The sequence below is a fragment of the Microbacterium candidum genome, assembly GCF_030315975.1.
Lineage (GTDB): Bacteria > Actinomycetota > Actinomycetes > Actinomycetales > Microbacteriaceae > Microbacterium > Microbacterium candidum.
Genome location: NZ_JASXSZ010000002.1, coordinates 545,425 through 571,128 on the forward strand (window position 1 = coordinate 545,425; position 25,704 = coordinate 571,128).

The window sequence follows — 25,704 nt, forward strand, 5'->3', positions numbered from 1 at the left end:
GGGCTATGCGATGCGCGTCCCCGGCGGCAGTCTGCGTGCGGGGGTGCGCGTGCGGGTCCACGCCCACCACAGGAGCAGCCCCGCGAGGACGACCTGGAGGGTGATCCCGACGAACCAGCTGGGAGTCGTCTGCGCGAGGACCTGCTCCGGCGTGGGCCGCTCTTCGAACTGACTCCCCGGCTTGCACTCGTCGAACCGGTTCTCCGTCTTGGGCGGGATCTGGGCCGAGCGCACTCCGTACTTCAGCTGCCCGAACATGTCGGTCGGGCTGCCGTTCTCGTCGAACGTCGTCGGCGTCGCGTCGGCGAGGATGACGAACGGGTTGGCGGCGAGCATCCACCACACCCGATCGAAGCGTGGGGTGTCATACGTGGCCGTCTGCCAGTCTTCGCACGACACGATGGCTCCCGTGTCGTCGTACACGGCGGAGCGGGTCTCGCTGTGGACGGGGGTGCGCATCGCCGCCCCCGTGAGGGCGAAGGCGATCGGCGTCCCGACCACGAGGGCTGCGACGACCAGGTACGTGCACGCGACGGAGAAGAGCGGACGCGCCAGGACGCCGCTGAAGGCGACGCCGATCGCCACGATGACGCCGATCTCGACGATCAGGACGAGGAGCGAGATCAGGACGACGAGCGGAGACACCCCGCCGGCGAACGTCGCGATGATCATGAACGGCGCCGCCACGGCCGCGAATGCCAGGCCCGTGATCCAGCCGGCGAGGAATTTCCCCCAGATGATCTCCCCCGTCGTCGCGAGGGTGACCTGCACGGCGGCGAGGGTCGCCGACTCGCGGTCGCCGTTGATCGCATTGCCGGTCAGCGCCGGCGACACGAGGACGACCAGCAGGAGCGTGACGAAGACGACGGTCGAGTAGATCGCGCCTCCGGGCGCGTGGCTGAAGCCGAAGGCGAGGAAGGCGAGCGCCGTGACCCCGATCAGCAGGAGGGCATAGACCCCCAGCAGGACGTACCACGCGACGCTCCGTACGCGTTGACGCAGGTCGAGTCCGACGAGGGTTCGGATGCGGTCGATGCTCATGCGTCGCTCCCGTTCTCGAGGTCGAGGAACGTGTGCTCGAGCGTCCCGGCGGCCGCAGCGAACTCGGCGACGGGCAGACCCGCGTCCATCAACAGCCGGAGGGCGTCGGCCGCTGCGGCATCCGAGTCGAACATCACGACGGCGTCGCGCCGGTCGAGTGCGACCGCGCTCTGCGGGAGCGCCAGCGCCCCGGCGATCCGCGGCGCGGCGGCGGATGCGTCGATCCCCACGAGCCGAACCCGCCACGCGCGCGAACGCCCCGCGGCCGCTGCGAGCCGATCGCTGCTGACGGTCTCGCCGGCGATGAGGAACACCGCGTCGTCGACCATCTCCTCGAGCTCGGAGAGGATGTGGCTGGATACGAGGATCGTGCGCCCCTCCCCCGCGAGGCGGCGCAGCAGGATCCGCAGATCGACCCGCGCCTGCGGGTCGAGGCCCGAAGCGGGCTCGTCGAGGAGGAGGATCTGCGGGTCGTGGACGAGCGCACGGGCCAGTCCGAGTCGCTGCTTCTGGCCGCGGGAGAGCACGCGCGCGGGAGAATCGGCGAGCTGCACGAGTCCCACGTCGGCGAGGAGGACCTCGGTGCGCGCCCCCGCCTCGGGCCGCTTCATCCCGTGCAGGCGACCGGTGACGACGATCGTCTCGCGCGCCGTCAGCGAGCCCCACGCGCCGAGGGCATCGGGCATCCAGCCGAGGAGCGCCCTCGCACGCTGCGGCTCGGCGATCGGATCGACACCGCCGATGCTGAGCTCGCCGGCATCCGGCGCGAGCAGGGAGGCCAACATCAGCAGCAGCGTCGTCTTCCCGGATCCGTTCGGCCCGATGAGTCCGGTGACCCGCCCCGGAGCGGCCTCGAGAGTGATGCTGCGGACGGCTTGGACGTCGCCGAAGGCGCGCCGCACGTCTCGCGCGACGATTCCTGTGCTCCCCATGTGGCCACTCTATGGGTCCGCATTGCGCAGGGACGAGGATGTCGGCCACCCGGCGTAGCGTCGCACGCATGGCAACACTTGAGAACCGCGACGGGACGGCGCTGCTCGTCGTGGATGTGCAGAACGACGTCGTCGGCGGCGCATACGAGCGCGATGCGGTCGTGGGCCGCATCGCCGGGCTGGTCGACCGCGCCCGCGAGGCCGGGGTCCCGGTCGTGTGGGTGCAGCACAACGATCCCGAGCTCGTGCGCGGCACCGAGGGCTGGGCGCTCGTGCCCGAGCTCGTCCCCGCCGAGGGCGAAGCCCACGTCGACAAGCAGTACGGCGACTCGTTCGAGGGCACCGACCTCGAGGAGATCCTCGCGGGCCTCGGCGTCGACCGCCTCATCGTCGCCGGCGCGGAGACGGATGCGTGCATCCGATCGACGATCCACGGCGCGTTCGTGCGGGGGTACGACACGACCCTCGTAAGCGATGCGCACACGGCGGGCGACAAGACCGCGTGGGGCGCACCACCCGTCCCCGACGTCATCGCGCACACGAACCTTTACTGGCAGTTCCAGGGCGGGCCGGGCAAGACGGCGGCCGTCGTCAAGGCCGCCGACGTCGACCTCGGCTGAGCCGCCGTAGGCTCTGGGGGTGGCCGCCCGCTCGACGCTCAACCGCGACATCCTGCGGCTCGCCGTCCCCGCGCTCGGCTCGCTCATCGCCGAACCGCTCTTCCTCATCGCCGACTCGGCGATGGTCGGGCATCTCGGACCTGCACCGCTGGCTGCCCTCGGCATCGGCTCCGCGGTGCTGCAGACCATCGTCGGGCTCATGGTGTTCCTCGCGTACGCGACGACGCCGGCGGTCGCGCGGCGATTCGGCGCCGGCGATCGATCGAGCGCGGTGTCTGCAGGCATCGACGGGATGTGGCTCGCCCTCGGCATCGGCGCGCTGCTCGCCCTCCTCGGATCGCTGACGACGCCGTTCATCGTCGGGCTGTTCGGTGCGACGCCCGAAGTGTCGAGGCTGGCGGAGTCGTACCTCGGCATCTCGGTGTGGGGCCTTCCGGCGATGCTCATCGTCTTCGCCGCGACCGGGCTGCTGCGCGGGATGCAGGACACCGTCACCCCGCTGTGGATCGCCGCCTCCGGATTCGGCGCCAACATCGCGCTCAACGCGCTCTTCATCTACGGGTTCGGGTGGGGTGTGGCGGGGTCGGCGGCCGGCACCGTCGTCGCGCAATGGGCGATGGTCGCGGCCTATGTCGCCATCGTCGGGCGGCTCGCGCGGCGGCACGCCGCATCCGTCCGCCCCCAGGCAGAGGGCGTGCGCGGGTCCGCCCGTGCGGGCGGATGGCTGTTCCTGCGCACCCTGTCGCTGCGGATCGCTCTCCTGTCGACGGTCGCGGTGGCGACGGGACTCGGCACGCGAGAGCTCGCCGGCTGGCAGATCGTCTTCACGATCTTCTCGACCGCGGCCTTCGCGCTCGACGCCCTCGCGATCGCGGCGCAGGCGCTCATCGGCAAGTCGCTCGGCGCGGGCGACGTCCACGAGGTCCGCCACGTGCTCGGGCGCACCGTCGCATGGGGGGTCTGGTTCGGCGTGATCGTGGGTGTCGTCATCGGCGGGCTCTCCGGCATGATCGGCATCCTCTTCACGGGGGACGCCGCGACCGCCGCGCTCATCGTGCCCGCGCTCATCGTGCTCGCCGTCGCGCAGCCGGTGTGCGCGATCGTCTTCGTCCTCGACGGCGTGCTGATCGGCGCCGGCGACGGGCGCTACCTCGCGCTCGCGGGGCTCATCAACCTCGTCGTGTACGCACCCGCGCTGGTGCTCGTCGCGATCTTCGGCACCGGGATGGCAGGGCTCACGTGGCTCGCCGTCTCGTTCTTCGGCGTCTACATGCTCGCGCGCCTCGCGACGCTCGGCTGGCGCGTACGCGGAACCGCCTGGACAACCGTCCCCGTCTGATTCAGCCCGGTCTCACGCCCGGCGGCAGAGCCTTGCTAGCCGGCCCAGCGGCGGCACCACTCGTACATGACGACCGCGGCGGCGGCGCTCGCGTTCATCGAGCGGGTCGAGCCGTACTGGGTGATCTCGACATGACCGGATGCGGCGGCGAGCGCCTCGGCGGACAGTCCCGGCCCCTCCTGCCCGAACAGCAGCACGCAGCGCTCCGGCAGCTCCGACCGCTCGACGGGAACCGCCCCGTCGAGGTTGTCGACGGCGATGATCGGGATGCCGGCATCCTGCGCCCACGCCGCGAACGCCGCCACGTCCTCGTGGTGACGCACGTGCTGGTACCGATCGGTGACCATGGCCCCGCGCTTGTTCCAGCGGCGCTTGCCGATGATGTGGACCTCGGCGGCGAGGAACGCGTTGGCGCTGCGCACGATCGAGCCGATGTTCATGTCGTGCTGCCAGTTCTCGATCGCGACGTGGAAGGCGTGCCGGCGGGCATCGAGGTCGGCGACGATGGCGTCCATCGTCCAGTACCGGTAGGCGTCGACGACGTTGCGCCGGTCGCCGTGCGCGAGCAGCTCGCGGTCGTATCGCGGGCCGTCCGGCCAGGCGTCCGGCCCGCCGGGCCACGGTCCGACGCCGTGCTGGTCCGCATCCTCGTCGCGCCGTTCGGCCTGCTCGTCGCTCACCCGGCCAGGCTAGCGGGGCGGCCCCAGGTTTCGGCTCACCGAAAACACGCCTAGAATTTCGGCATGCCGAAAACGGCTCCCGACATCGTCACCACCCCGCCCGCGCCGACGCGGCGCGTCGCGTGGCTGATCGGGCCCGCCCTCGTCGCGGGGGTCGCGTACCTCGACCCGGGCAACGTCGCGAGCAACATGACCGCGGGGGCGCAGTTCGGCTACCTGCTCGTATGGGTGGTCGTGCTCGCGAACCTCATCGCGTGGCTCGTGCAGTACCTGTCCGCGAAGCTCGGGCTCGTCACCGGAGAGAGCCTGCCGCAGGCGCTGGGGCGCCGCATCCGTCATCCGTGGGCTCGTCGCGCCTACTGGCTGCAGGCCGAGATCGTCGCGATGGCGACCGACATCGCCGAGGTGATCGGCGGGGCGGTCGCGCTGAACCTGCTCTTCGGCATCCCCGTGCTCGCGGGCGGCGCCATCACCGGAGTCGTGTCGATGGGCCTGCTGCTCGTGCAGTCGCGGCGCGGCGCGCGCGCTTTCGAGTTCGTCGTCATCGGGCTAGTCGCGATCATCTCGTTCGGATTCGCATACGGGGTCTTCGTCGCGCCGCCCGACGCGGGCTCCGTCGTCGCCGGGCTCGTCCCGCGGTTCGAGGGGCCTGACTCGGTACTGCTGGCCGCATCCATCCTGGGTGCGACGATCATGCCGCACGCGATCTACGCGCACTCCGCGCTCGCGCGCGACCGGTTCGCGGGCACGACGATCACGCCGGGCCGGCTCCTGAAGGCGACGCGATGGGATGTCACGATCGCCATGGTGATCGCGGGGACGGTGAACCTCTGCATCCTGCTGCTGGCCGCGGCGAATCTCGCGGGCGTGCCCGGCACCGAGACGCTCGAGGGCGCGTACGCGGCCCTCCGCGACGGACTCGGCCCGGCTGTGGCGACGATCTTCGCCGTGGGTCTGCTCGCGAGCGGCCTCGCGAGCACGTCGGTCGGCGCGTACGCGGGAGCGGAGATCATGCACGGCCTGCTGCACGTGCGCGTGCCGATGATCGTGCGGCGCATCGTGACGCTCGTCCCGGCGCTGCTCATCCTCGGGCTCGGCGTCGATCCCACCTTCGCGCTCATCCTCAGCCAGGTCGTGCTGTCGTTCGGGATCCCGTTCGCCCTCATCCCGCTCGTCGTCCTCACCGCCCGGCTCGGCCGGTTCCGCAACAGCGCGACGACGTCGCTGCTGGGGGTCATCGCATCCGTCTTCCTCATCGCGCTGAACGCGGTCCTGCTGTGGCTGACCTTCGCGTGACGGGCAGCGGTGATGGCCGGCCGTGACGGGTAGCCTGGGGCGGTGCCCTCGCCCGCGGTCGACGACTATCTGAAGACGATCTACCACCACACCGAGTGGCAGGACGAGCGCATCACCCCGTCGCAGCTGGCCGCCGTGCTGGGGCTCGCGCCGTCGAGTGTCACCGAGATGGTGCAGAAGCTCGCCGCGCAGGGTCTCGTCACGCACCGTCCGTACGGGCCGATCGCGCTCAGCCCCGAGGGCGAACAGCGCGCGGCGGCGATCGTCCGCCGCCACCGGCTCGTCGAGACATGGCTCGTGCGCGAATTCGACTACACGTGGGACGAGGTGCACGACGAGGCGGAGGTCCTCGAGCACGTGCTGAGCGACCGTCTCCTCGAGCGCATCGACGAGCGCCTCGGACACCCTCGTTTCGACCCGCACGGCGACGCGATCCCGGATGCCGCCGGCCACGTGCACCGCGAGCCGTTCGTGCTGCTCGCCGACGCCGGAGTCGGGCACGAGGGACGGGTGCTGCGCGTGAGCGACCGGGATGCCGAGCTCCTTCGCGAGCTCGACCGGCTCGGGCTGACGGTCGGCCGCACCGTCCGCGTGGACGGCGACGGGATGCTCCTCGACGGCGTCGAGGTCGTGCTCCCCACGGGGGCCGCCGATGCCGTGTGGCTCACCGCCTGACGCGGGAGCGACTCAGCCCTTGGCGATGCGGCGGGCGCGCTCGAACGGCCAGCGCACGCGTGTCGCCTGCTCGCAGTAGTCCCACAGCCGGGCGCCGAGCTCTGGGCTGCGCGTGAGCTTCGACGGGGTCGCCTTGCGCGGCGCGCCCTTCACGACGGATGCGGGACCCCAGAACTCGCCGCCCTGCACGTCCGGGTCGACGAGCGCCCGCACGAGCGGCCACGCGCCGTGCTCCTTGGACTGCGCCATCCACGCCTGCAGGTTGTCGGCGAAGCGGCCGCCGAGCGAGGGCTCGTTCACTCCCCGAATACCCGGGGTGCGGCCGCTCAGCGAGTAGCCGGGGTGCGCGACGACGCTGCGGATCGGAAGCCCGGCGAGCCGCAGCCGGCGGTCGGCCTCGAGGCCGAGGGCCGTCGTCTCCACCTTCGACTGGACGTACGCGCGCCAGGGCGTGTACTCGTCGACGAGCTCGGGGTCCACGGGGTCGTAGGGCGAGATCGACGTCGCCATGCTCCCGACCCACACCATCCGGCCGCGGGTCGCCGCAAGTCCGGCCAGCAGCTCGCCGCACAGGGCGTAATGCCCGAGCGCGTTCGTCGCGAAGACCACTTCATGTCCGTCGACGGTGAGCTCGCGGCGCTTCGGCGGATGCACGACCCCGGCGTTCAGGAGGACGCCGTCGATGCGGCCGCCGGTGCGGGCCGTCGCCGCAGCGGCGCGCACGGACCCGAGGTTGCTCGTGTCCAGCAGCAGCGTCTCGACGGAGCCGAGGGGATGCACGTGCGACGTGCCCGGCGCGGGCATCGGGGCCGAGGCATCCATCCGCACGCGGCGCTCCACGGCCGCACGGGCGGAGGCGAGACGATTGGGGTTGCGACCGGTCATGACCACCCGCGCGCCGGCACGGACCAGCTGCTCGCACGCGAAGTACCCGAGGCCCCGGTTCCCTCCCGTCACGAGATAGCGGTGCCCCGCGAGGTCGGGCAGACGCGCCGGATCCCACTCGTCATCGTGTCGGGTCACCCCCCTCACGATAGCCGTGCGGGCGGGTCGCCACGCCGTCGATAGGCTTGCCGCATGCGCACTCGTGACCACATCGAATGCTGGCTCACCGACATGGACGGCGTCCTCGTGCACGAGAACGACGCCCTTCCGGGCGCGGCCGAACTGCTCGCGCAGTGGCACGAGAACGAGACGCCCTATCTCGTCCTCACGAACAACTCGATCTTCACCGCGCGCGACCTCTCCGCGCGCCTGCGCGCGTCGGGTCTGAACGTGCCGGAAGACCGCATCTGGACGTCCGCGCTCGCGACGGCGGAGTTCCTGCGATCGCAGCTGCCCGGCGGCTCCGCGTTCGTCATCGGGGAGGCCGGCATCCTCACCGCCCTGCACGAGGCGGGCTTCATCATGACCGAGACCGACCCCGACTTCGTGGTCGTCGGCGAGACCCGCAACTACTCGTTCGAGGCGATCACGAAGGCGATCCGCCTGATCGAGAAGGGCGCGCGGTTCATCGTCACGAACCCGGATGCCACGGGCCCGAGCGCCGACGGTCCCTTGCCCGCCACGGGTGCGATCGCCGCGCTCATCACGAAGGCGACGGGCAAGGATCCGTACGTCGTCGGCAAGCCGAACCCCATGATGTTCCGCTCGGCGCTCAACAAGATCGGCGCCCACTCGGAGAACACGGCGATGATCGGCGACCGCATGGACACGGACATCGTCGCGGGCATCGAGGCCGGCCTGCACACCGTGCTCGTCCTCACCGGAATCAGCGACAAGGCCGAGATCGAGAAGTATCCCTTCCGGCCCGACGAGATCGTCGAATCCGTCGCCGCGCTCGTGGAATGACCCATGGGTGCGCTCGACGACGGCGAGAGGGTGGAGGCGGCGGATGCCGCGACCTGGCGCGCGTGGCTCGCAGCCAATCATGAGACCGCCAAGGGCGCCTGGCTCGTCCGCGCGCGGCCGGGCTCCGGGCTCGAGCTGATCGAGTACGAGGACTCCATCCTGCAGGCGCTGTGCTTCGGCTGGATCGACGGGCCCGTGCGCACGTTCGACGAGGAGCGCGGAGGGCTGTGGTTCGCGCCGCGGCGCGCGTCGAGCGGTTGGGCGGCGACGAACAAGGTGCGCGTCGCGCAGCTGGAGGCGGCCGGGATGCTGGCGCCCGCCGGCATCCGCGCCATCGAGGTCGCGAAGGCGAACGGCTCGTGGACGGTGCTCGACAATGCCGAGGCGCTGCGCGAACCCGAGGACCTCGCGGCGGCACTCGACGGCGTGCCGGCGGCACGTGCGGCGTGGGACGGGTTCCCCCCTTCGAGCCGCAAGGCCGGAATCACGAGCGTCGACACGGCGAAGAGGCCGGAGACCCGCGCGGCCCGCATCGCGAAGATCGTGGCGGATGCCGCGGAGGGCCGCCGGCCCTGAGGGGTCAACGCGCGACCGCGGCCTCCGCATCCACCCGGCCGAGCTTGTCGGGGTTGGCGATCGAGTAGATCTGCGTCACACGCCCGTCCTCCACGGTCAGGCTCACGACGCCGACGAGCAGGCCGTCGAGCTCCATCCGGATGCCGGGCTGACCGTTGACCCACATCGGCGATGCGACGAACGTGCCCGGCGTCTTCTCCATGCCGCTGATGAGGTACCGCGCGAGACGCAGAGCGCCGACGACGGGATGCCGCGCCGCGCCGCGGACCTTGCCGCCGCCGTCCGCGACCGAGACGACGTCGGGCGCGAGGACGTCCATGAGCCCCTGCAGGTCGCCGCTGTTGAGCGCGGCGACGAGGCGATCGACGACCTCTTCATGTTCCGACGGCGCGACCTCGACGCGCGGCCGGCGGGCCGCGACGTGCTCCTTGGCGCGGTGCGAGATCTGCCGGACGGCCGCCGGCGTCTTGCCGACGGCATCCGCGATCTCGTCGTAGGGCACGTCGAACACCTCGCGCAGCACGAACACCGCGCGCTCGGATGGTCCGAGCGTCTCGAGCACCGTCAGCATCGCGATCGACAGGCTCTCCGCGAGCTCCACGTCGTCCGCCACGTCAGGACTCGTCAGGAGCGGCTCGGGGAGCCACTCGCCGACATAGTCCTCACGTCGCCGCGCCATCGTGCGGAGCTGATTGAGCGACTGCCGCGTCACGATGCGCACCAGGTACGCGCGCGGCTCGCGCACCTCGCTCTGATCGACGGCCGCCCACCGCAGCCACGACTCCTGCAGCACGTCCTCGGCGTCCTCGGCCGAGCCGAGGATCTCGTAGGCGACCGTGAACAGCAGATTCCGGTGCTCGACGAACGGGTCGCCGACCCGCGGCATGCTCATGCGCGGGAGCCTACGCCGCGGGACTGACAGCCGTGAGAGCCGTCGGGCGCGCGGCGAGCGGAGGCAGGCCGCACGAATCCGCGAACTGCTCCGAGTGGATGCCGAGGGCCACGTTCATACGCGCGCTCATGTTCATGAACGCGACGCGGGCCGCGAGCTCGACGAGTCCCGCCGGGCCCAGGTCTGCGAGCAGCGCGTCCGAGAGGTCGTCGGTGACGGCGGGCGGGGTCTGGCTGGCTGCCTCCGCGTACTCCATCACCCGGCGCTCGAGCGGCGAGAACACCGTCGAATCGCGCCAGCGCGGCACTTCGCGGATCTTCGCGTCGTCGAGCCCGTGGTTGTGGGCCGCGAAGTAGTTGAAGTCCAGGCAGAAGCTGCAGCCGATCGTCGCGGCCGACGCCATCGCGGCGTAGGACGCGAGGTTCGGGTCGAGCTCGTGCCAGCCCTCGACTTTGCGGCCGATGGACATCGAGTCCTTCATGACGGCGGGATGCTGCCACAGCACGCCGATCGAGTCGGGCACGCGGCCGATCATCCTCTTCGCGCCGAACTTGACGAGGGCGCCGTAGACGCCGGTGACCTCCGCCGTGGGGATGCGGGTCTGGGTGGTCATGTCTTCCTCCGTGTCGTGAATCGTTCCTTCGACATGGAGACACCGGCCGGCGCCGGCGTGTGACACCTACTGCGGGGCGAGGCCCAGATCGTCGAGGTCGATCGCGGCGAGCCACTGGAGACCCTCGGCCTCGACGGCGGCCTGGGCGCCCGTCTTGCGGTCGACGATGACGGCGACGGCGACCGGCTCGGCGCCCTCGCGGCGGAGGGCTTCCACGGCCTTGAGCGCGGACTGGCCGGTGGTCGAGGTGTCCTCGACCACGACGACGCGCTTGCCGACGATATCCGCGCCCTCGACCTGGCGGCCTCGACCGTGGTCCTTGGGCTCCTTGCGCACGACGAAGGCATCGAGCGGCGCGTCCGTGCGCGCCGATTCGTGCATGACGGCGTTCGCGATCGGGTCTGCGCCGAGCGTCAGGCCGCCGACCGCCACGATCCCGTCGACGTCGCGGATGAGGTCGAGCATGATGCGCCCGATCCCAGGAGCCGCGCGGTGGTCGAGCGTCAGGCGGCGCATGTCGACGTAGTAGGTGGCCTTCTTGCCGCTCGAGAGCGTGAAATCGCCGTGGAAGACGGCCTCGTCGGTGATGAGCCCGATGAGGGCCTGGCGGTCGGCTTCGATCTCGGGCGTGCTCGCGGCGGTCATGCCTACGAGTCTACGAGGCGACCTTCGTTCCTCCTGGCGGCTAAATGCAGAATCCGCACACGACACACATGGGTAAGAACGGCAGAACTTTCCGCCTGAGATGCAGTCATCTCTGGCCCGGGCGTCGGAGGCTCCCCTACAGTCGGGTCCAAGGGGAGCGCGCGGATGCGAGCCCGATTCGTCGAAGCCGACGAGTCCTTCCGTAATGTGAAACTTGTATTCCACATAACGGCAAACCGCGCGCATATACTCATCTCACTCATCCACCCCCCGAGCAAGGGAGGCACCTATGCGCATCGGCATCGTCACGGAGCGCGCGGGCGAGACCCGCGTGTCCGCGACACCCGACACCGTCGCGAAGATCCGCGGCCTGGGCTACGACGTCGTCGTGGAACAGGGCGCGGGCGACGCATCCTCATTCCCCGACACCGCCTACGAGACGGCCGGTGCCGCGCTCGTCGACGGTGCGACCGCGTGGTCTGCGGACGTCGTCCTCAAGGTCGACGCCCCGACGCCCACCGAGATCGCACGTCTGAAGGACGGCGCGACCGTCATCGGGCTCCTGAGCCCGGCGCTCAAGCCCGAGCTTCTCGAGGCGCTCGCGACCCGCGACCTGACGGCGCTGGCGATGGATGCGGTCCCCCGCATCTCGCGCGCGCAGTCGATGGACGTGCTCTCGTCGATGGCGAACATCGCCGGCTACCGCGCGGTCGTCGAGGCGGCGCACGAGTTCGGCCGCTTCTTCACCGGTCAGGTGACGGCCGCCGGCAAGGTGCCGCCGGCGAAGGTGCTGGTCGCGGGTGCCGGTGTCGCGGGGCTCGCGGCCATCGGCGCGGCATCCAGCCTCGGCGCCGTCGTGCGGGCGACCGATCCTCGCCCCGAGGTCGCCGATCAGGTGAAGTCGATCGGCGGCGAGTACCTCCCGGTCGACGTCGCGGTCGAGCAGTCGACCGACGGCTACGCGAAGGCGACGAGCGAGGCGTACGACAAGCGCGCCGCGGAGATCTACTCCGAACAGGCCGCCGACGTCGACATCATCATCACGACCGCGCTGATCCCGGGCCGCGCAGCTCCCCGCCTCATCACGGCGGAGGATGTCGCGTCGATGAAGCCGGGATCGGTCATCGTCGACATGGCCGCCGCCCAGGGCGGCAATGTCGCGGGCTCGGTCGCCGGCGCGCGCACGGTCACCGACAACGGCGTCATCATCCTCGGCTACACGGATCTCGCCGGACGCCTGCCCGCGCAGGCGTCGCAGCTGTACGGCACGAACCTCCTCAACCTGATCAAGCTCCTCACCCCCGGCAAGGACGGCGAGCTCACGATCGACTTCGACGACGTCGTGCAGCGCGCGGTCACGGTCGTGCAGCACGGCGCCGTGACGTGGCCGCCGCCGCCCGTGCAGGTCTCGGCCGCGCCCGCAGCCAAGGCTGTCGCGGTCGTGGACCCGCCGGAGCCCAAGAAGCCCATGTCCGCGGGTGCGAAGACGGGGCTCGTCGCCCTCGGCATCGCGGCCCTGTTCGCGGTGTGCGCCTTCGCGCCACCGCCCCTGCCGCAGCACTTCCTGGTGCTGACACTCGCGGTCGTGGTCGGGTTCTACGTCATCGGGCACGTCGCGCACGCGCTGCACACGCCGCTGATGAGCGTGACGAACGCGATCTCGGGCATCATCGTCGTCGGGGCCATGCTGCAGATCGTCGCACCGTCGCCGATCGTGCAGATCCTCGCCGCCGTCGCCGTCCTGCTGGCATCCATCAACGTCTTCGGCGGTTTCTCCGTCACGCGCCGGATGCTCGCCATGTTCTCGAAGGCTGGTGACCGATGACCGTCGTCCCCATCTCCGCCGGCGCCTCCATCGCCGGGTCCGTGGCCACCGCGGCCTACATCGTCGCGGCGCTGCTGTTCATCATGAGCCTCGCGGGGCTCAGCAAGCACGAGACCGCCCGCCGCGGCGTCGTCTACGGCATCGTCGGCATGACGATCGCGCTCCTCGCGACCGTCGGCGTCATCGTCGCTGGAGCCTGGGGGCAGCCGCAGGCGACCCTCGGCCTGAGCCTGCTCGTGGTGGCCGTCGTCATCGGCGCGATCATCGGCCTGTGGCGCGCCCGCGTCGTCGAGATGACCGGGATGCCGCAGCTGATCGCACTCTTCCACAGCTTCGTCGGCGCCGCCGCCGTGCTCGTGGGCTGGAACGGCGCGCTGTACACCGAGGGCATCCCCGCGAACCTCGAGGGGATCCACCACGCCGAGGTGTTCATCGGCGTGTTCATCGGCGCCGTGACCCTCACCGGTTCGATCGTCGCCTTCCTGAAGCTGTCGGCGCGCATGTCGTCGAAGCCGCTGATGCTGCCCGGCAAGAACTTCCTGAACCTCGGCTCACTCGTCGTCTTCGTGGCTCTCACGGTCTGGTACGTCATCACGCCGGAGCTGTGGCTGCTCATCGTCGTGACCGTCCTCGCGCTCGCGCTCGGCTGGCACCTCGTCGCCTCGATCGGCGGCGGCGACATGCCCGTCGTCATCTCGATGCTCAACAGCTACTCGGGTTGGGCCGCGGCCGCCGCGGGCTTCCTGCTCAACAACGACTTGCTCATCGTCACGGGCGCGCTCGTCGGCTCGTCCGGTGCGTACCTGTCGTACATCATGTGCAAGGCGATGAACCGCTCGTTCATCTCCGTCATCGCGGGCGGCTTCGGCATCGAAGCGCCCAAGGGCGGCGACGAGGAGGAGCACGGCGAGCACCGCGAGATCGACGCCGCCGGCGCCGCGTCGATGCTGTCCGGCGCGACCTCTGTCGTCATCACGCCCGGCTACGGCATGGCCGTCGCACAGGCGCAGTACCCGGTCGCGGAGCTCGCGAAGCAGCTGCGGGATCGCGGCGTCGAGGTCCGCTTCGGCATCCACCCGGTAGCCGGGCGCCTCCCCGGGCACATGAACGTGCTGCTCGCCGAGGCGAAGGTGCCGTACGACATCGTGCTCGAGATGGACGAGATCAACGACGACCTGGCGTCGACGTCGGTCGTGCTCGTCATCGGCGCGAACGACACCGTCAACCCCGCCGCCGCGGAGGACCCGGGCTCGCCCATCGCGGGCATGCCGGTCCTGCGCGCATGGGAGGCGGAGAACGTCATCGTGTTCAAGCGGTCGATGGCCGCCGGCTACGCCGGCGTCGCGAACCCGCTGTTCTACCGCGACAACGCGCAGATGCTGTTCGGCGACGCCAAGGAGCGCGTGGAGGACATCCTCAAGGCGCTCTGACCCGCACCATCGAAGCGAGCCCGCATCCGATCATCCGGATGCGGGCTCGCTTCATGTCGGGAGAGCATCAGAGGGCGAGATGGAGACGCAGGGCGTCGTCGATCGCTCCGAGCAACTCGGCAGGGACCCATCCGACGATCCCCCCGATCCGCGAGACGGACAGCGCGCGCACCTGCTCCGCCTGAGCCTTCGAGTCCTGCGGAAGCCCGGTCTGCCCCACCGGGAGGAGCACCTGGAACGGAAAGACGCGGGCCGTGTTCGAGGTCAACGGAACGACGGTGACGACACCATCCGCACGCAGCGCCGCCGCGTTCGCCGTGTTGTTGCTCACGATGACGACAGGCCGGGTCTTCGCGGCCACAGCTCCGACGACCGGATCGAGGGATGCGACGACGATCTGCCCGCGGCGCAGATACGGGATGACCTCGTTCATGCGATGCCGTCAAGGCTGGTCGGGGCCCAGGCCTCCGCTTCACCCGACTCATTCCATTCGCCGTATGCCTCGGCGTAGGCATCTGCGAGCCTGCTCTCACGCAGCAGGCGCACGGCAGCCTGGACTGCGGCCGAACGGCTCGGGAAGTGACCATCCGCTGTCTCAGCGTCGAGGAAAGCCACATCATGCTCGTCGAGGCTCAGACTGACCTTCGTGAACGACATGCTTTGATCCTACTCCGGTAGGAAGAGAAGTAGGATGTCGGCGGGCCCGAATAGGCTGGATGTCATGCGCCTGGCCACCTGGAACGTCAACTCGATCCGCGCCCGTGTCGAGAGGACGGTGGCCTTCGCGGTGCGCGAGCACATCGACGTGCTGGCCATGCAGGAGATCAAGTGCAAGCCCGAGCAGTTCCCTTTCGCGGAGTTCGAAGAGGCGGGCTATCACGTGCAGGCGCACGGCCTGAACCAGTGGAACGGCGTCGCGATCGCGAGCCGTGAGCCGATCACCGACGTCGAGCTCGCCTTCCCCGGCATGCCCGGCTTCGCGAAGGGCCACGAGGGTCCCGATCAGCCGCAGGAGGCCCGCGCGATGGGCGCCACGATCGGGGGCGTGAAGGTGTGGAGCCTGTACGTGCCGAACGGCCGCTCGCTCGACGACCCGCACTACATGTACAAGCTCGACTGGCTCTCCGCGCTGGCCGACTACACGCGCGCGACGCTCGAGCAGAACCCCGACCTGCCGATGGCGCTCGTCGGCGACTACAACATCGCGCCGACCGATGCCGACAACGGCGACCCCACGGTCGTCGTCGGGGCATCCACCCACGTCTCACCGCCGGAGCGCGAGGCGTTCGCCGCGCTGCTCTCCGCCGGCCTCTCCGACACCGTGCGCCCGATCATCCCGACCGGCTACACCTACTGGGACTACAAGCAGCTGCGCTTCCCGCGCAACGAGGGCATGCGCATCGACTTCATCCTCGGCTCGCACGCGCTCGCCGACGCGGTGAAGGGCGCCACCATCCACCGCGACGAGCGCAAGGGCGAGATCCCGAGCGACCACGTCCCGGTCGTCGTCGACCTCGACCTCACCGGCCCGGACGACGACGACCGTCCGATGGTGTTCTGACTCAGGTCATGTCGCCGGTCGTCGGCCGACCGTTCGGCGCATAGCGCAGGTCGACGGCCCCGCTCGGGCCCGCGAGCGGCTGGCCCACCAGGCGCAGCGCCACGGCCTCGGACCCCTCAGGGAAGACCTTCTTCCCCTGCCCGAGCACGATCGGGTACGTCCACAGCACGAGCTCGTCGTACAGCTCCCCCGCGATCAGCGTGTGCGCGAAGTCGACGCTGCCGATGACGTGGATGTCATCGTGCCGCTTCCGCAGAGCCGCGACCTCGGCCGCGATGTCGGTGCCGAGAAGGGTCGACCCCTCCCACTCGAGCGCGGGCGTGCCGCGGGATGCCACGTACTTCGGCACCGCGTTGAACTTCCGCCCGATCGACCCTTCCGGGCCGTCGGTGTGCTGCGGCCAGTACCCCGCGAAGATGTCGTAGGTGCGGCGGCCGAGCACGAGCGCATCGAGCCGTTCGATGCCGCTCATGATGCGCTCGCCGATCACGGGGTCGGCGAAGGGCGCCTGCCATCCGCCCCACGGGAATCCGTCCGACGGATCCTCCTCCGGCCCGCCGGGAGCCTGCGCGACGCCGTCGAGCGTCGTGAAGAGGTCGATCGTGATGCGACCGGTCATTGTCGTTCCTCCTTCAGGTGCCCACAGCTGTGGGCGTACGAATCGAGAACACCGCGGCGAAGCGCTCGAGGAGCGTCGCGTCGCCGGAGACGACGGTGAGGATGCCGGCATCCATCGCCTCGCCCACATCCATCGTGCCTCCGATGACGTGACGGATGCCAGGGTCCGCGGTGAAGACGAGGTCGGGGTCGCCCTCTGGGAGCGCTCCGCCGACCGGAGGCGCCGGCGGGGCGAGCTGGGCGGTGCGCAGGGCGCCTGCATCGACCTGCACGCGCAGCGCGACCGGCCCGATGCGCACCTCGACGTCGAGCGGCTCGAGACCCGCGGCGACCTCCGGCTGAAAGGCGGTGCGCAGCGCCATCGTGAACGAGTCGGCAGTGACGACGTCGCCCTCGCCGGGCTCCCCCATCCGCTGGAAGCCCCAGCGCCCGAGCGCGAGCACGATCGGCTCGAGCTCGCGACCGTAGTCGGTGAGCTCGTATACGAGACCGCAGTTGTGCAGCGGGACGCGGCGCACGACGCCGCCCTCCTGCAGCTCTTTCAGGCGAGCGGTGAGGATGTTGGTCGGGATGCGGGGCAGCCCCTGCCTGAGGTCCGTGAAGCGCCGCGGGCCGACGAGCAGATCGCGGATGATGAGCAGCGCCCACCGCTCCGCGATCAGCTCGACGGCCGTCGTGACCCCGCAGTACTGCCCGTAACTGCGGGCGGCCACTACGCGAGCGCCTCCGCGCGGTCGGTCGCGGCCTCGGCGGGCACGGCGTAGAGGAACCCGAGCGAGTTGCCGTCCGGGTCGTCGAGGTCACGCGAGTACATGAACCCGTAGTCCTGCGCCGGGCGCGGCTCGGCGCCGCCCGCCGCCACGCCGGCGGCGACGACAGCATCGACGTCCTCCCGCGAGGGGCGGCTGAACGCGACCGAGGTCTGCAGCGTCACGTTCGGGTCGGCGATCGGCTTGTCCGTGAACGTCGCGAAGAACTCGCGCTTGATCAGCATCAGGAAGATGTTGTCGTCCCACGCGATGCAGATGCCGTTGTCATCGCTGAGCTCGGGACGGAACGTCGTGCCGAGCGCCAGATAGAACTCCTTCGCGCGGTCGAGGTCATCGGACGGCAGGTTGACGTAGACGTCGGTGGACATGAGAACCCCTTTCGGTCGATCAGGCAACACTTGCAAATAACAACAATGGTTGTCAATAGCAAGTAACGAATCCGTCCCGCGGCGGAGGCGCCCGCCATCCCGATTCCCTACCGTGGAGGGATGAGCACCGTCCAGCGCAATGACATCGCGCTCGCCGTCGCCGTGTGCGTCGGAGCGCTGATCAGCGTCGGTCTGTCGACCGTCGCGGGCGTCTACGGCGCCGAGCAGGCGCCGCTCCCCCTCGCCATCGCCTACTGCTTCGTGCTGTCCGCCCCCTTGGCGCTCCGACGCCGCTATCCCGCGACGGTCGCGGTGATCGTCTGCACCGCGTACTTCATCGCCGTGACGATGCGCATCCCCGAGGTCTACGCCGGCAACATCGCCATGTTCATCGCCATCTACACGGTCGGCGCATGGTCGACGGATCGGCGGCGCGCGTTCATCGTGCGGATCGCGATCATCCTGGGGATGTTCGTGTGGCTTCTCGTCGTCACGTTCCAGGCGGCCGCGCATCCGTCGCCGCACGGCCCCTCGCATGCGGGCGCCTTCTCGCCGTTCGTCGCCACGATGCTGCTGAACCTCCTGTTCAACGCGCTCTTCTTCGGCGGGGCGTACTGGTTCGGCGAGCGTGCGTACGCGTCGATCCAGCAGCGGCGCGCGCTCGAGGAGCGCACCGCGGAGCTGGAGCGCGAACGCGAGCGCAGCGCCGAGCAGGCGGTCGCCCTCGACCGGATGCGGATCGCCCGAGAGCTGCACGACATCGTCGCCCACCACGTCTCGCTGATGGGCGTGCAGGCGGGCGCCGCCCGCGCGGTCATGGACTCGGATCCGGATGCGGCACGCGCGACGCTCACGGCCGTCGAGACCTCCGCGCGCACGGCGCTCGACGAACTGCGCCGCCTGCTGCAGACGCTGCGCACGAGCGACGGCGACGATGCGGATGCCTCGACGGTGGGCCTCTCCGGCATCCCCGCGCTCGTGGAAGCGGCGACCGCGGCTGGACTTCCGACCGTCATGCAGATCGCCGGCGAGCCGATCCCCGTGCGGGCGACCGCGCAGCTGACGCTGTACCGCGTCGCCCAGGAGGCGCTCACGAACGCCCGACGGCACGGGGGCTCGGGCGCCACCGCCGACCTGCGCCTGCGCTACGGCGCCGACTGGGCGGAGATCGAGGTCGCCAACACCGGGCGGCAGGTCGCCGTGGTCGAGGCAGGTCTCGGGCTGCAGGGGATGCGGGAGCGCACCGCGGCCGCCGGCGGCACGATCGAGTTCGGGCCGCGCCCGGGCGGGGGCTTCCTCGTCCGCGTCCGGGTTCCGGCCGGCGCCGGTGTGGCCGCGGTGTCGGCGGCTGCCGGTGGACGCGTCGACGGCGCCGAGGTCGCGCATGCCTGACCCGATCCGCGTCCTCCTCGTCGACGACCACGCCATGATGCGCGCCGGATTCCGGCTGATCCTCGAGGCGCAGCCCGACATCGTCGTCGTGGGCGAGGCGTCCACCGGCGCCGAGGGGGTGGCCGCCGCATCCCGGCTCCGCCCCGACGTCATCTGCATGGACGTCCAGATGCCCGACATGGACGGGATCGCCGCGACCCGGCTCATCGTCGCCGACCGCGCCGTCGAGGCCGGCGTCGTGATCGTGACGACGTTCGACCGCGACGACTATCTGTTCGCCGCCCTCGCCGCCGGTGCCAGCGGATTCCTCCTCAAGAATGCGGGGCCGGAGGCCCTCGTCGACGCGGTGCGGGTCGTCGCAGGCGGCGACGCGCTCCTCGCGCCGGAGGTCACCCGCCGCGTGATCGACCGGTTCGCAGGTGCGGACGGGGGCTCCGGCGCGGATGCGGATGGCCCGGCCCCCGCATCCCCGCTCTCCGTCGGGCTGACCGACCGCGAGGCGGAGGTCCTCCGTCTCATGGCGGAGGCGCTCAGCAACGCGGAGATCGCGCAGCAGCTCTACATCGGCGAGGCGACCGTGAAGACGCACGTGTCGAACGTGCTGCAGAAGCTCGGCGCGCGCGACCGCGTGCAGGCGATCGTCCTCGCCTATCGCCGCGGCCTCGCGTAGGACGAGTCCGTCGGCCGCTGCCGGGGTCGGCCACGATCAGACGACGTCGCGGAACGCCCCCCGCGGGTTCGGACGGTCGCACCGGAACGACTGCGCACCGCGGCGCCCGTGATAGTGCAGCTCACGTCCGCCGACGCGGAGCACGATCCGGTAGCCCTCGACCAGGGCCTGCGTGTACATGAGTCCCGGCCTCGGGCACCCCAGGCTGCCGTCGCGCCACGTGACGTCGTCGTACGACACGACGACCACGTCTTCGATATCGACGCCCGAGAACTGCGCCGCGTCGGCGCGTGCGAGCTCCAGGCACTCCTCGCGGTCCATCGCCGCCTCCTCGTCGCCTGCCGGCATCGCGGCGGCCCTCAGCCCCCGCAAGGGAATCGTCCCCCGCGAGCACGAGGCGCGCAATCCGCCTCCCGGGGGAGGCGCGCCGCATCCCCCGGCCGTAACGTCGGAGTCATGCTCGAACTGCACGGGATCACCAAGTCCTACACGGACCGGAAGGCGCTCGACGACGTCGGGTTCGACGTGCGCCCGGGCCGGCTCACCGGGTTCGTCGGCGGAAACGGCGCCGGCAAGACCACGACGATGCGCATCGCGCTCGGGGTCCTCGAGGCCGACGCCGGCGAGGTCATCCTCGACGGCGCGCCCGTCACGGCGGAGGACCGTCGGCGCTTCGGGTACATGCCCGAGGAGCGCGGCCTGTACCCGAAGATGAAGATCGGCGAGCACATCGCCTACCTCGCGCGCCTGCACGGCTACTCGAAGACGGATGCGGCGACTGCCGCATCCTCCCTCCTCGATCGGCTCGGCCTCGGCGAGCGACTCGAGGACCGTGTCGAGACCCTGTCGCTCGGCAACCAGCAGCGCGCGCAGATCGCGGCCGCGCTCGTCCACGAGCCGGAGGTGCTGATCCTCGACGAGCCGTTCTCCGGGCTCGATCCGCTCGCCGTCGACGTCGTCGCCGGCGTCCTCCAGGAGCGGGCCGCCCAGGGCGCCGCCGTCCTCTTCTCGTCGCACCAGCTCGACGTCGTCGAGCGTCTGTGCGACGACCTCGTCATCATCGCGGGCGGCACGATCCGCGCGGCCGGCTCGCGCGAGCAGCTGCGCGCCCAGCACGCGAAGCGGCGGTTCGAACTCGTCACGACAGGAGACGCCGGCTGGGTGCGGGACGAGCCGGGGATCGACGTCCTCGATCTCGTCGGCGGCACGGTCCTCTTCGACGCCGCATCCGACGCCGATGCGCAGCACGTCCTCGAGACGGCCATCGCACGCGGACACGTCACGAGCTTCGCCCCGAGGCATCCCACTCTCGCCGAGATCTTCAAGGAGGTCATCCAGTGAGCACCACCGTCGCCACCGCCACCACCACCCCGCGCAGCACCGGCCCCAGCACCGCCGAGAGCATCTGGCTCGTCGCGGAGCGCGAGATCGCGTCGAAGCTGCGCAGCAAGGTGTTCCTCGTCTCGACCGGCATCCTGTTCGCGATCGCGCTCGTCGCGGTCGTGTGGGGCAGCATCGCCGCACAGACCCGCACCGACACCCCCGTCGCCGTCACCAGCCAGACGGCGAGCGTCGTCGACGGGCTGACCGGCATCAAGGCGACCGAGGCGCCGAGCACGGCCGCGGCCGTCGCCATGGTCAAGAAGGGCAGCGTGGATGCCGCGATCGTGCCGGCCGCGAACGGCGGCGCCTTCGACTACCAGATCGTCGCGAAGGACTCCGCGCCGGGCGCCCTCGTCTCGCAGCTCAGCCAGTCGCCGGAGGTGAAGCTCTTGGAGGGCTCGACGACCGACAACATCCTGCGCTACTTCGTCGCGCTCGGGTTCGGTCTGGTGTTCCTCATGGCCGCGTCGACGTTCGGCGGCACGATCGCGCAGAGCGTCGTGGAGGAGAAGCAGACGCGCGTCGTGGAGATCCTCATCTCCGCGATCCCCGTCCGCACGCTCCTCGCAGGCAAGGTCATCGGGAACACGATCCTCGCGATGTCGCAGATCGTCGTCTTCGCCGCCATCGCGATCGTCGGCCTGTCCATCACCGGGCAGGGGGAGCTCCTCGCCGGCCTCGGCGGTCCCGTCGTGTGGTTCGCGATCTTCTTCCTGTTCGGCTTCGTGCTGCTGGCATCCCTCTTCTCCGCCGGCGGCGCCATGGTCTCGCGACAGGAGGATGTCGGGTCGACGACCGCGCCCCTGACGATCCTCGTCGTGCTGCCGTACATGCTGGTGCTGCTCTTCAACGACAACCCGCTCGTCCTCGGCATCATGTCGTACGTGCCGTTCTCCGCCCCGGTCGCGATGCCCCTGCGGCTGTACCTCGGGGAGGCGGCGTGGTGGGAGCCGCTCCTCTCGCTCGTCATCCTCATCGCCACGTGCCTCGGCGCGATCCTCATCGCCGCGCGCATCTACCGGAACTCGATCCTCCGCATGGGCGGCCGGGTCAAGCTCTCGGAGGCCCTCGCCGGCTGACGAGACGGGGGGAGGATGCGGCGGCATCGGCTATCGGCCGGGCCGCCGCATCCGTCTGCGGTACTACCATCCACACGTGGGCAGGCGGATGGCGGTCATCGGCGGCGGCATCGGCGGAGTCGCGGCCGCGTACTTCTGCGATGACGCGTTCTCGGTGGATCTCTTCGAGGCGGAGACCGTGCTCGGCGGCAACGCTGCCACCGTCGTCGTCGACGGTGTGGCGGTCGACCTGGGTGCGGAGACCTTCCACCCCGCGACGCATCCCCGGTATTGGGCGCTGCTCCACGAGATCGGGGCGGACGACACGATCGTCGAGATCCCCGGATCGCTGTCCATCTTCGACGCGGTGACGCGGCGGCCGCGGTTCGTGTCGACACATCCGCTGCGGACCCCGGGCTCTGCACTGGGCTTCCTGCGGTTCACGCGGGCCGCGCGGGGGTTCCTCGCGTCGGATCCGCCGCCGGAGGTCACCCTCGGCGAGTGGTTCGCGCAGCATCCCTTCGGCCGCTTCGAGAGCGAGGTGCTGCTGCCGTGGCTCGCCTCGCTGACGTCCTCGCGCGTCGAGACGCTGAAGATGCAGTCCGCGCACGCGTTCTTCGCGCTGTTCGTGCCGGCATTGCCGTCGAACCCGCTCAGCAAGGCGCGCACGTACGGATCACGCATCGGGCTGGGCGGGATCGTCGCACGGCTCGCGGATCGCTGCGCGAACCTCACGCTGCATCTCGGCACCCGCGTGACTCGTCTCGTGCGCGGGAATGACGGATGGTTCGTCGAGACGACTGCGGGACCGTCGGGGCCGTACGAGCACGTCGTCGTGAATGCGCCGCCGCACACCGCGCTGTCGTTCCTGGCGGATGCGCCCGGGGAGCTCCGGGAGATCCTCAGCCGCTACGAGTACTACCCCGCGCGGCTCGTCATCCACGACGATGCGAGTGTGATGCCCGCGGATCGCCGCGATTGGGGCATGCACGATGCGGCCGTCACTGGTGACACGTGCGAGGCATCCTTCTGGCTCGGCGCGTATCGCGCGGATGCAGCGGGCCGCCCGCTCGAGCTGTTCAAGAGCTGGGCGACGTACCGGGAGATCGACCCGTCGAGGATCCGCGCCGAGCGGACCTTCCACCATCTGCTGCTGACGCCGGAGGCGGTGCGCGCAGCGCGCGAGCTCGCGGAATGGCAGGGCGTCGACGGCCTCCACTTCGTCGGCCATGCGACGGCCCTCACCGACCTGCAGGAGACGGCGCTGCAGTCCGCGATCGCGGTCGCGAAGTCGGTCGCTCCCGGCTCGGAGCGCCTCACCCACCCCTAGATGCCCGTAGGGATGGCGAGAGATCGTCCAGATGGCGAGAGATTTCGGCGGATGCAGGTCGCCTAGCGGGGATCTTCTCGCCAGCCGTACGGGCCGCGGTCACCATGACACGAAGGAGGGGGCGAGCCTTTCGGCTCGCCCCCTCGAGTGACTGGTCCGTGGCAGCGGATCAGACGAATGCGACCGCGGATGCCCAGACCTCGGGCGCGGCGGCGAGACCCTCGCGGGTGACCGTCGCCTCGATGAGGCCGTAGGGACGGTCGGCGGCGAAGAAGACCTCGTTCGGGTTGTCGAGGCCGAACGGCGACAGGTCGACCACGAAGTGGTGGCTGTTCGGCATCGAGAACTTGATCTCGCCGATCTCCGGGTGCGCCTCGAGCACGGCCTTGCCCATGTCGAACAGGGTCGTCTGCAGGGCGGCCGAGTAGCGGCGCGAGAACTCCTCGAGGAGGATGCGCTTCACGTCGTCGTAGACGGCGTTGAAGTCGACGTCGACGACGCCCGGGAGGTAGCGCCACTGCGTCGCGACACTCGTCGCGAGGATGCGGTCGTTGGTCTCCTGGAGGGTGGTGTAGCGGTCCTTCGGGTAGCCCTCGAAGCCCGACGCGGTCGACTTCAGGACCTTGAGGTCCTTGAGGCCGGCGAGGACGTGACGCTCGTCGCCGTCGGCGACGACAGCGGCGGTGCGGACCTCCTGGCCCTTGCGGACGAACGAGTGGTCGTGCTCCTGGCCCTCGAGCTGGATGCGCTCCCAGGCGTAGCTCTCAGCGAGCCAGCGGCCGCCGGTGATCCACTCGAACTCGCCCGTGAAGTGGTTCGCGAGACGGAGGAGGAACTGCTCGGGCGAGCCGATGCCGTCGCGGGCGAACGCGTAGACCGTGTTCTTCTGCGTGTCCGTCGGGACGACGTGGGCGTTGTCGCCCGCGAGGTGGGCGCCGGCGAGGTCGCCGCGCAGCTGCGACGTGACGTTGAGGTCCTCGATCTCGTGCCGGTCGGAGTCGCGCGTGATCTTGACGACGCGGACCTCGGCCTTGCCGTACTGGTTGGGGCCCAGGACGATGGCGCCGGTGCCGGTCTCGGTGGTGGTGTCGGTGATGGTCATGTCAGCTTCCTCGGTAGGTCGAATAGGCGAAGGGGCTCAGCAGGAGCGGCACGTGGTAGTGCCGGTCGACGTCGTCGATGACGAACGCGAGCACCGCTTCGGGGAAAAAGGTCGGAATGGAACGGGATGCGAAGTACGCGCCCGTGTCGAAGCGCAGGCGATAGACGCCCGGAGTGAGCTGCTCGGGTCCGAGCTGCTTGGCACGGCCGTCGGCATCCGTCTCGGCCTCCGCGATGAGCGCGCCGTCCGCTGCGAACAGCTGGACCGGAACGCCTGGCGCGGGAAGCCCGCTGACGGCGTCGAGGACGTGGGTGGTCAGGTGCGACACGCTCATGCGGTGACGGATCCCTTCAGCCTCAGCAGTGCGATCTCCCGCAGCTGCCCCGCGACGACGCGGTCTTCCTCCTCCGGCGTGTGCGTGAGCCGCACGTTCAGGGAGGCGAGGATCTCGTCCGCGCTGCGACCGGCAGCGCGGATGAGGAACACCCGCCCGAAACGCTCCTCGTAGGCGAGGTTGCCCTCGCGAAGAGCTTCCTGGACCGCGCTGTCGGACGGGTCGACCCCGGCCTGCTCGGAACGGGACATGCTGGCCTCGCGGCTCGCCCCGTCCGCGCGCTCCCCGATGCGGGGATGGTGCGCGAGCGCGGCCTCGATCTCGGCCCCGGTGAACGGATCGGCGGCACCGGCCGCCTCGTTCCACAGGTCCTCGAGCGAGGCGTACGGACGACGGTCGGCGACGGTCTCATACCATCGCATCACATCGACACACGGCCGAAGCGTTGCGATCGCCTCCGAGCGATCAGCTTCGTTGAATTGCTCAAGCAGCATCGCTTGACTTCCTTCTTGTGTCTGCTGGCATCCACGGTGTACGTAAATACGAAGTCGGAGTGATTTCGTATCGTGGAACTGTTATTTCAGCATACGACAATACTAGCGCCAGAGATGGATGCTGGCAACCCCCTGCGCAGGAATAGCCCCGATGAAAGGACGGACGCCCTGCCTCCTCCGCCGGCAGGGCGTCCGTCGTCTTTCGGAAC

30 protein-coding genes are annotated in these 25,704 nt (G+C 70.2%); 14 read left to right on the forward strand and 16 right to left on the reverse strand.

Going from position 1 to position 25,704, the window contains the following annotated elements:
* Positions 1-3: 3 nt before the first annotated feature.
* Together QSV35_RS08920 and QSV35_RS08925 are read right to left on the reverse strand one after the other, a co-directional pair.
* Positions 4-1,041, reverse strand: coding sequence for an ABC transporter permease (locus tag QSV35_RS08920; protein ID WP_286288337.1), 1,038 nt, complete (start codon positions 1,039-1,041; stop codon positions 4-6).
* The gene (locus QSV35_RS08925) at positions 1,038-1,973 is read right to left on the reverse strand and encodes an ABC transporter ATP-binding protein (RefSeq protein ID WP_286288338.1); all 936 of its coding nucleotides are present in this window, start codon (positions 1,971-1,973) and stop codon (positions 1,038-1,040) included. Before QSV35_RS08925 ends, QSV35_RS08920 begins: the two co-directional genes overlap by 4 nt.
* Before the next feature lie 68 nt (positions 1,974-2,041).
* On the opposite strand from QSV35_RS08925, the gene QSV35_RS08930 reads away from it, so the two are divergent.
* Both QSV35_RS08930 and QSV35_RS08935 read left to right on the forward strand, forming a co-directional pair.
* Positions 2,042-2,593, forward strand: coding sequence for a cysteine hydrolase family protein (locus QSV35_RS08930; RefSeq protein ID WP_286288340.1), 552 nt, complete (start codon positions 2,042-2,044; stop codon positions 2,591-2,593).
* A gap of 19 nt (positions 2,594-2,612) precedes the next feature.
* Positions 2,613-3,932: an MATE family efflux transporter gene (locus QSV35_RS08935; protein WP_286288341.1), complete on the forward strand. Its 1,320-nt coding sequence runs from the start codon at positions 2,613-2,615 to the stop codon at positions 3,930-3,932.
* A 35-nt stretch (positions 3,933-3,967) separates the two neighbouring features.
* Here the strand turns inward: QSV35_RS08935 and QSV35_RS08940 are convergent, their stop codons facing one another.
* The gene (locus QSV35_RS08940) at positions 3,968-4,612 is read right to left on the reverse strand and encodes a TrmH family RNA methyltransferase (RefSeq protein ID WP_286288342.1); all 645 of its coding nucleotides are present in this window, start codon (positions 4,610-4,612) and stop codon (positions 3,968-3,970) included.
* 63 nt (positions 4,613-4,675) lie between these two features.
* Between QSV35_RS08940 and QSV35_RS08945 the strand changes: the two genes are divergently transcribed.
* Together QSV35_RS08945 and QSV35_RS08950 are read left to right on the forward strand one after the other, a co-directional pair.
* The gene (locus QSV35_RS08945) at positions 4,676-5,908 is read left to right on the forward strand and encodes an Nramp family divalent metal transporter (RefSeq protein ID WP_286288343.1); all 1,233 of its coding nucleotides are present in this window, start codon (positions 4,676-4,678) and stop codon (positions 5,906-5,908) included.
* 42 nt (positions 5,909-5,950) lie between these two features.
* The gene (locus QSV35_RS08950; protein WP_286288344.1) at positions 5,951-6,583 is read left to right on the forward strand and encodes a metal-dependent transcriptional regulator; all 633 of its coding nucleotides are present in this window, start codon (positions 5,951-5,953) and stop codon (positions 6,581-6,583) included.
* A 12-nt stretch (positions 6,584-6,595) separates the two neighbouring features.
* Here the strand turns inward: QSV35_RS08950 and QSV35_RS08955 are convergent, their stop codons facing one another.
* Entirely contained in the window at positions 6,596-7,606 is a 1,011-nt protein-coding gene (locus QSV35_RS08955) for an SDR family NAD(P)-dependent oxidoreductase (protein ID WP_286288345.1), read from the reverse strand.
* A 54-nt stretch (positions 7,607-7,660) separates the two neighbouring features.
* Here QSV35_RS08955 and QSV35_RS08960 point away from each other — a divergent pair, with 54 nt between their 5' ends.
* Both QSV35_RS08960 and QSV35_RS08965 read left to right on the forward strand, forming a co-directional pair.
* A complete protein-coding gene (locus QSV35_RS08960; RefSeq protein WP_286288346.1) occupies positions 7,661-8,434 on the forward strand; it encodes an HAD-IIA family hydrolase in 774 nt (257 codons plus the stop codon).
* Positions 8,435-8,437: 3 nt separating this feature from the next.
* Positions 8,438-9,010 carry a YdeI/OmpD-associated family protein gene (locus QSV35_RS08965; protein WP_286288347.1) on the forward strand — a complete coding sequence of 191 codons (573 nt, stop codon included), beginning with the start codon at positions 8,438-8,440 and terminating at the stop codon, positions 9,008-9,010.
* 4 nt (positions 9,011-9,014) lie between these two features.
* On the opposite strand, the gene QSV35_RS08970 is transcribed toward QSV35_RS08965, so the two are convergent.
* The 3 genes from QSV35_RS08970 to pyrE form a co-directional block, all read right to left on the reverse strand.
* On the reverse strand, positions 9,015-9,902 hold the full coding sequence (locus QSV35_RS08970) for an RNA polymerase sigma-70 factor (RefSeq protein ID WP_419956826.1): 888 nt from the start codon (positions 9,900-9,902) through the stop codon (positions 9,015-9,017).
* A 10-nt stretch (positions 9,903-9,912) separates the two neighbouring features.
* Positions 9,913-10,515 (reverse strand): carboxymuconolactone decarboxylase family protein, encoded by a 603-nt coding sequence (locus tag QSV35_RS08975; RefSeq protein WP_286288348.1) that lies wholly within the window; start codon positions 10,513-10,515, stop codon positions 9,913-9,915.
* Between the two features lie 66 nt (positions 10,516-10,581).
* Positions 10,582-11,160 (reverse strand): orotate phosphoribosyltransferase, encoded by a 579-nt coding sequence (gene pyrE, locus QSV35_RS08980; RefSeq protein ID WP_286288349.1) that lies wholly within the window; start codon positions 11,158-11,160, stop codon positions 10,582-10,584.
* A 289-nt stretch (positions 11,161-11,449) separates the two neighbouring features.
* Here pyrE and QSV35_RS08985 point away from each other — a divergent pair, with 289 nt between their 5' ends.
* On the forward strand, positions 11,450-12,985 hold the full coding sequence (locus QSV35_RS08985) for a Re/Si-specific NAD(P)(+) transhydrogenase subunit alpha (protein ID WP_286288351.1): 1,536 nt from the start codon (positions 11,450-11,452) through the stop codon (positions 12,983-12,985).
* Positions 12,982-14,415, forward strand: coding sequence for a Re/Si-specific NAD(P)(+) transhydrogenase subunit beta (gene pntB / locus QSV35_RS08990; protein WP_286288352.1), 1,434 nt, complete (start codon positions 12,982-12,984; stop codon positions 14,413-14,415). Before QSV35_RS08985 ends, pntB begins: the two co-directional genes overlap by 4 nt.
* 67 nt (positions 14,416-14,482) lie before the next feature.
* Here pntB and QSV35_RS08995 read toward each other — a convergent pair whose 3' ends face one another.
* Both QSV35_RS08995 and QSV35_RS09000 read right to left on the reverse strand, forming a co-directional pair.
* Positions 14,483-14,848, reverse strand: a complete 366-nt coding sequence (locus QSV35_RS08995; RefSeq protein WP_286288353.1) for a type II toxin-antitoxin system PemK/MazF family toxin — start codon at positions 14,846-14,848, stop codon at positions 14,483-14,485.
* On the reverse strand, positions 14,845-15,072 hold the full coding sequence (locus QSV35_RS09000; protein ID WP_286288354.1) for a ribbon-helix-helix domain-containing protein: 228 nt from the start codon (positions 15,070-15,072) through the stop codon (positions 14,845-14,847). The genes QSV35_RS08995 and QSV35_RS09000 overlap by 4 nt, the downstream gene beginning before the upstream one ends.
* 64 nt (positions 15,073-15,136) lie before the next feature.
* On the opposite strand from QSV35_RS09000, the gene QSV35_RS09005 reads away from it, so the two are divergent.
* On the forward strand, positions 15,137-15,976 hold the full coding sequence (locus QSV35_RS09005; protein ID WP_286288355.1) for an exodeoxyribonuclease III: 840 nt from the start codon (positions 15,137-15,139) through the stop codon (positions 15,974-15,976).
* 1 nt (position 15,977) lies between these two features.
* On the opposite strand, the gene QSV35_RS09010 is transcribed toward QSV35_RS09005, so the two are convergent.
* From QSV35_RS09010 to QSV35_RS09020, 3 genes are read right to left on the reverse strand one after another with little or no spacing between them, the layout of a single operon-like run.
* Complete coding sequence (locus tag QSV35_RS09010; protein ID WP_286288356.1) at positions 15,978-16,595, reverse strand: dihydrofolate reductase family protein; 618 nt, start codon at positions 16,593-16,595, stop codon at positions 15,978-15,980.
* 13 nt (positions 16,596-16,608) lie between these two features.
* The gene (locus QSV35_RS09015) at positions 16,609-17,307 is read right to left on the reverse strand and encodes a winged helix-turn-helix transcriptional regulator (protein ID WP_286288357.1); all 699 of its coding nucleotides are present in this window, start codon (positions 17,305-17,307) and stop codon (positions 16,609-16,611) included.
* A complete protein-coding gene (locus tag QSV35_RS09020; RefSeq protein ID WP_286288358.1) occupies positions 17,307-17,732 on the reverse strand; it encodes a VOC family protein in 426 nt (141 codons plus the stop codon). The genes QSV35_RS09015 and QSV35_RS09020 overlap by 1 nt, the downstream gene beginning before the upstream one ends.
* Positions 17,733-17,852: 120 nt before the next feature.
* Here QSV35_RS09020 and QSV35_RS09025 point away from each other — a divergent pair, with 120 nt between their 5' ends.
* Together QSV35_RS09025 and QSV35_RS09030 are read left to right on the forward strand one after the other, a co-directional pair.
* The gene (locus tag QSV35_RS09025) at positions 17,853-19,124 is read left to right on the forward strand and encodes a sensor histidine kinase (RefSeq protein WP_286288359.1); all 1,272 of its coding nucleotides are present in this window, start codon (positions 17,853-17,855) and stop codon (positions 19,122-19,124) included.
* Positions 19,117-19,794 carry a response regulator gene (locus QSV35_RS09030; RefSeq protein WP_286288360.1) on the forward strand — a complete coding sequence of 226 codons (678 nt, stop codon included), beginning with the start codon at positions 19,117-19,119 and terminating at the stop codon, positions 19,792-19,794. Before QSV35_RS09025 ends, QSV35_RS09030 begins: the two co-directional genes overlap by 8 nt.
* A 36-nt stretch (positions 19,795-19,830) precedes the next feature.
* On the opposite strand, the gene QSV35_RS09035 is transcribed toward QSV35_RS09030, so the two are convergent.
* On the reverse strand, positions 19,831-20,142 hold the full coding sequence (locus QSV35_RS09035) for a hypothetical protein (RefSeq protein WP_286288361.1): 312 nt from the start codon (positions 20,140-20,142) through the stop codon (positions 19,831-19,833).
* A 108-nt stretch (positions 20,143-20,250) separates the two neighbouring features.
* On the opposite strand from QSV35_RS09035, the gene QSV35_RS09040 reads away from it, so the two are divergent.
* The 3 genes from QSV35_RS09040 (at position 20,251) to QSV35_RS09050 (ending at position 23,565) form a co-directional block, all read left to right on the forward strand.
* Positions 20,251-21,135 (forward strand): ABC transporter ATP-binding protein, encoded by an 885-nt coding sequence (locus QSV35_RS09040; RefSeq protein WP_286288362.1) that lies wholly within the window; start codon positions 20,251-20,253, stop codon positions 21,133-21,135.
* Entirely contained in the window at positions 21,132-22,256 is a 1,125-nt protein-coding gene (locus QSV35_RS09045; RefSeq protein WP_286288363.1) for an ABC transporter permease, read from the forward strand. Before QSV35_RS09040 ends, QSV35_RS09045 begins: the two co-directional genes overlap by 4 nt.
* Positions 22,257-22,332: 76 nt before the next feature.
* Entirely contained in the window at positions 22,333-23,565 is a 1,233-nt protein-coding gene (locus QSV35_RS09050) for an FAD-dependent oxidoreductase (protein ID WP_286288364.1), read from the forward strand.
* A gap of 169 nt (positions 23,566-23,734) precedes the next feature.
* Here QSV35_RS09050 and pucL read toward each other — a convergent pair whose 3' ends face one another.
* From pucL to uraD, 3 genes are read right to left on the reverse strand one after another with little or no spacing between them, the layout of a single operon-like run.
* Complete coding sequence (gene pucL, locus QSV35_RS09055) at positions 23,735-24,667, reverse strand: factor-independent urate hydroxylase (RefSeq protein ID WP_286288365.1); 933 nt, start codon at positions 24,665-24,667, stop codon at positions 23,735-23,737.
* Position 24,668: 1 nt separating this feature from the next.
* Complete coding sequence (uraH, locus tag QSV35_RS09060) at positions 24,669-25,001, reverse strand: hydroxyisourate hydrolase (protein WP_286288366.1); 333 nt, start codon at positions 24,999-25,001, stop codon at positions 24,669-24,671.
* A complete protein-coding gene (gene uraD / locus QSV35_RS09065; RefSeq protein ID WP_286288368.1) occupies positions 24,998-25,495 on the reverse strand; it encodes a 2-oxo-4-hydroxy-4-carboxy-5-ureidoimidazoline decarboxylase in 498 nt (165 codons plus the stop codon). The genes uraH and uraD overlap by 4 nt, the downstream gene beginning before the upstream one ends.
* Positions 25,496-25,704: the final 209 nt, after the last annotated feature.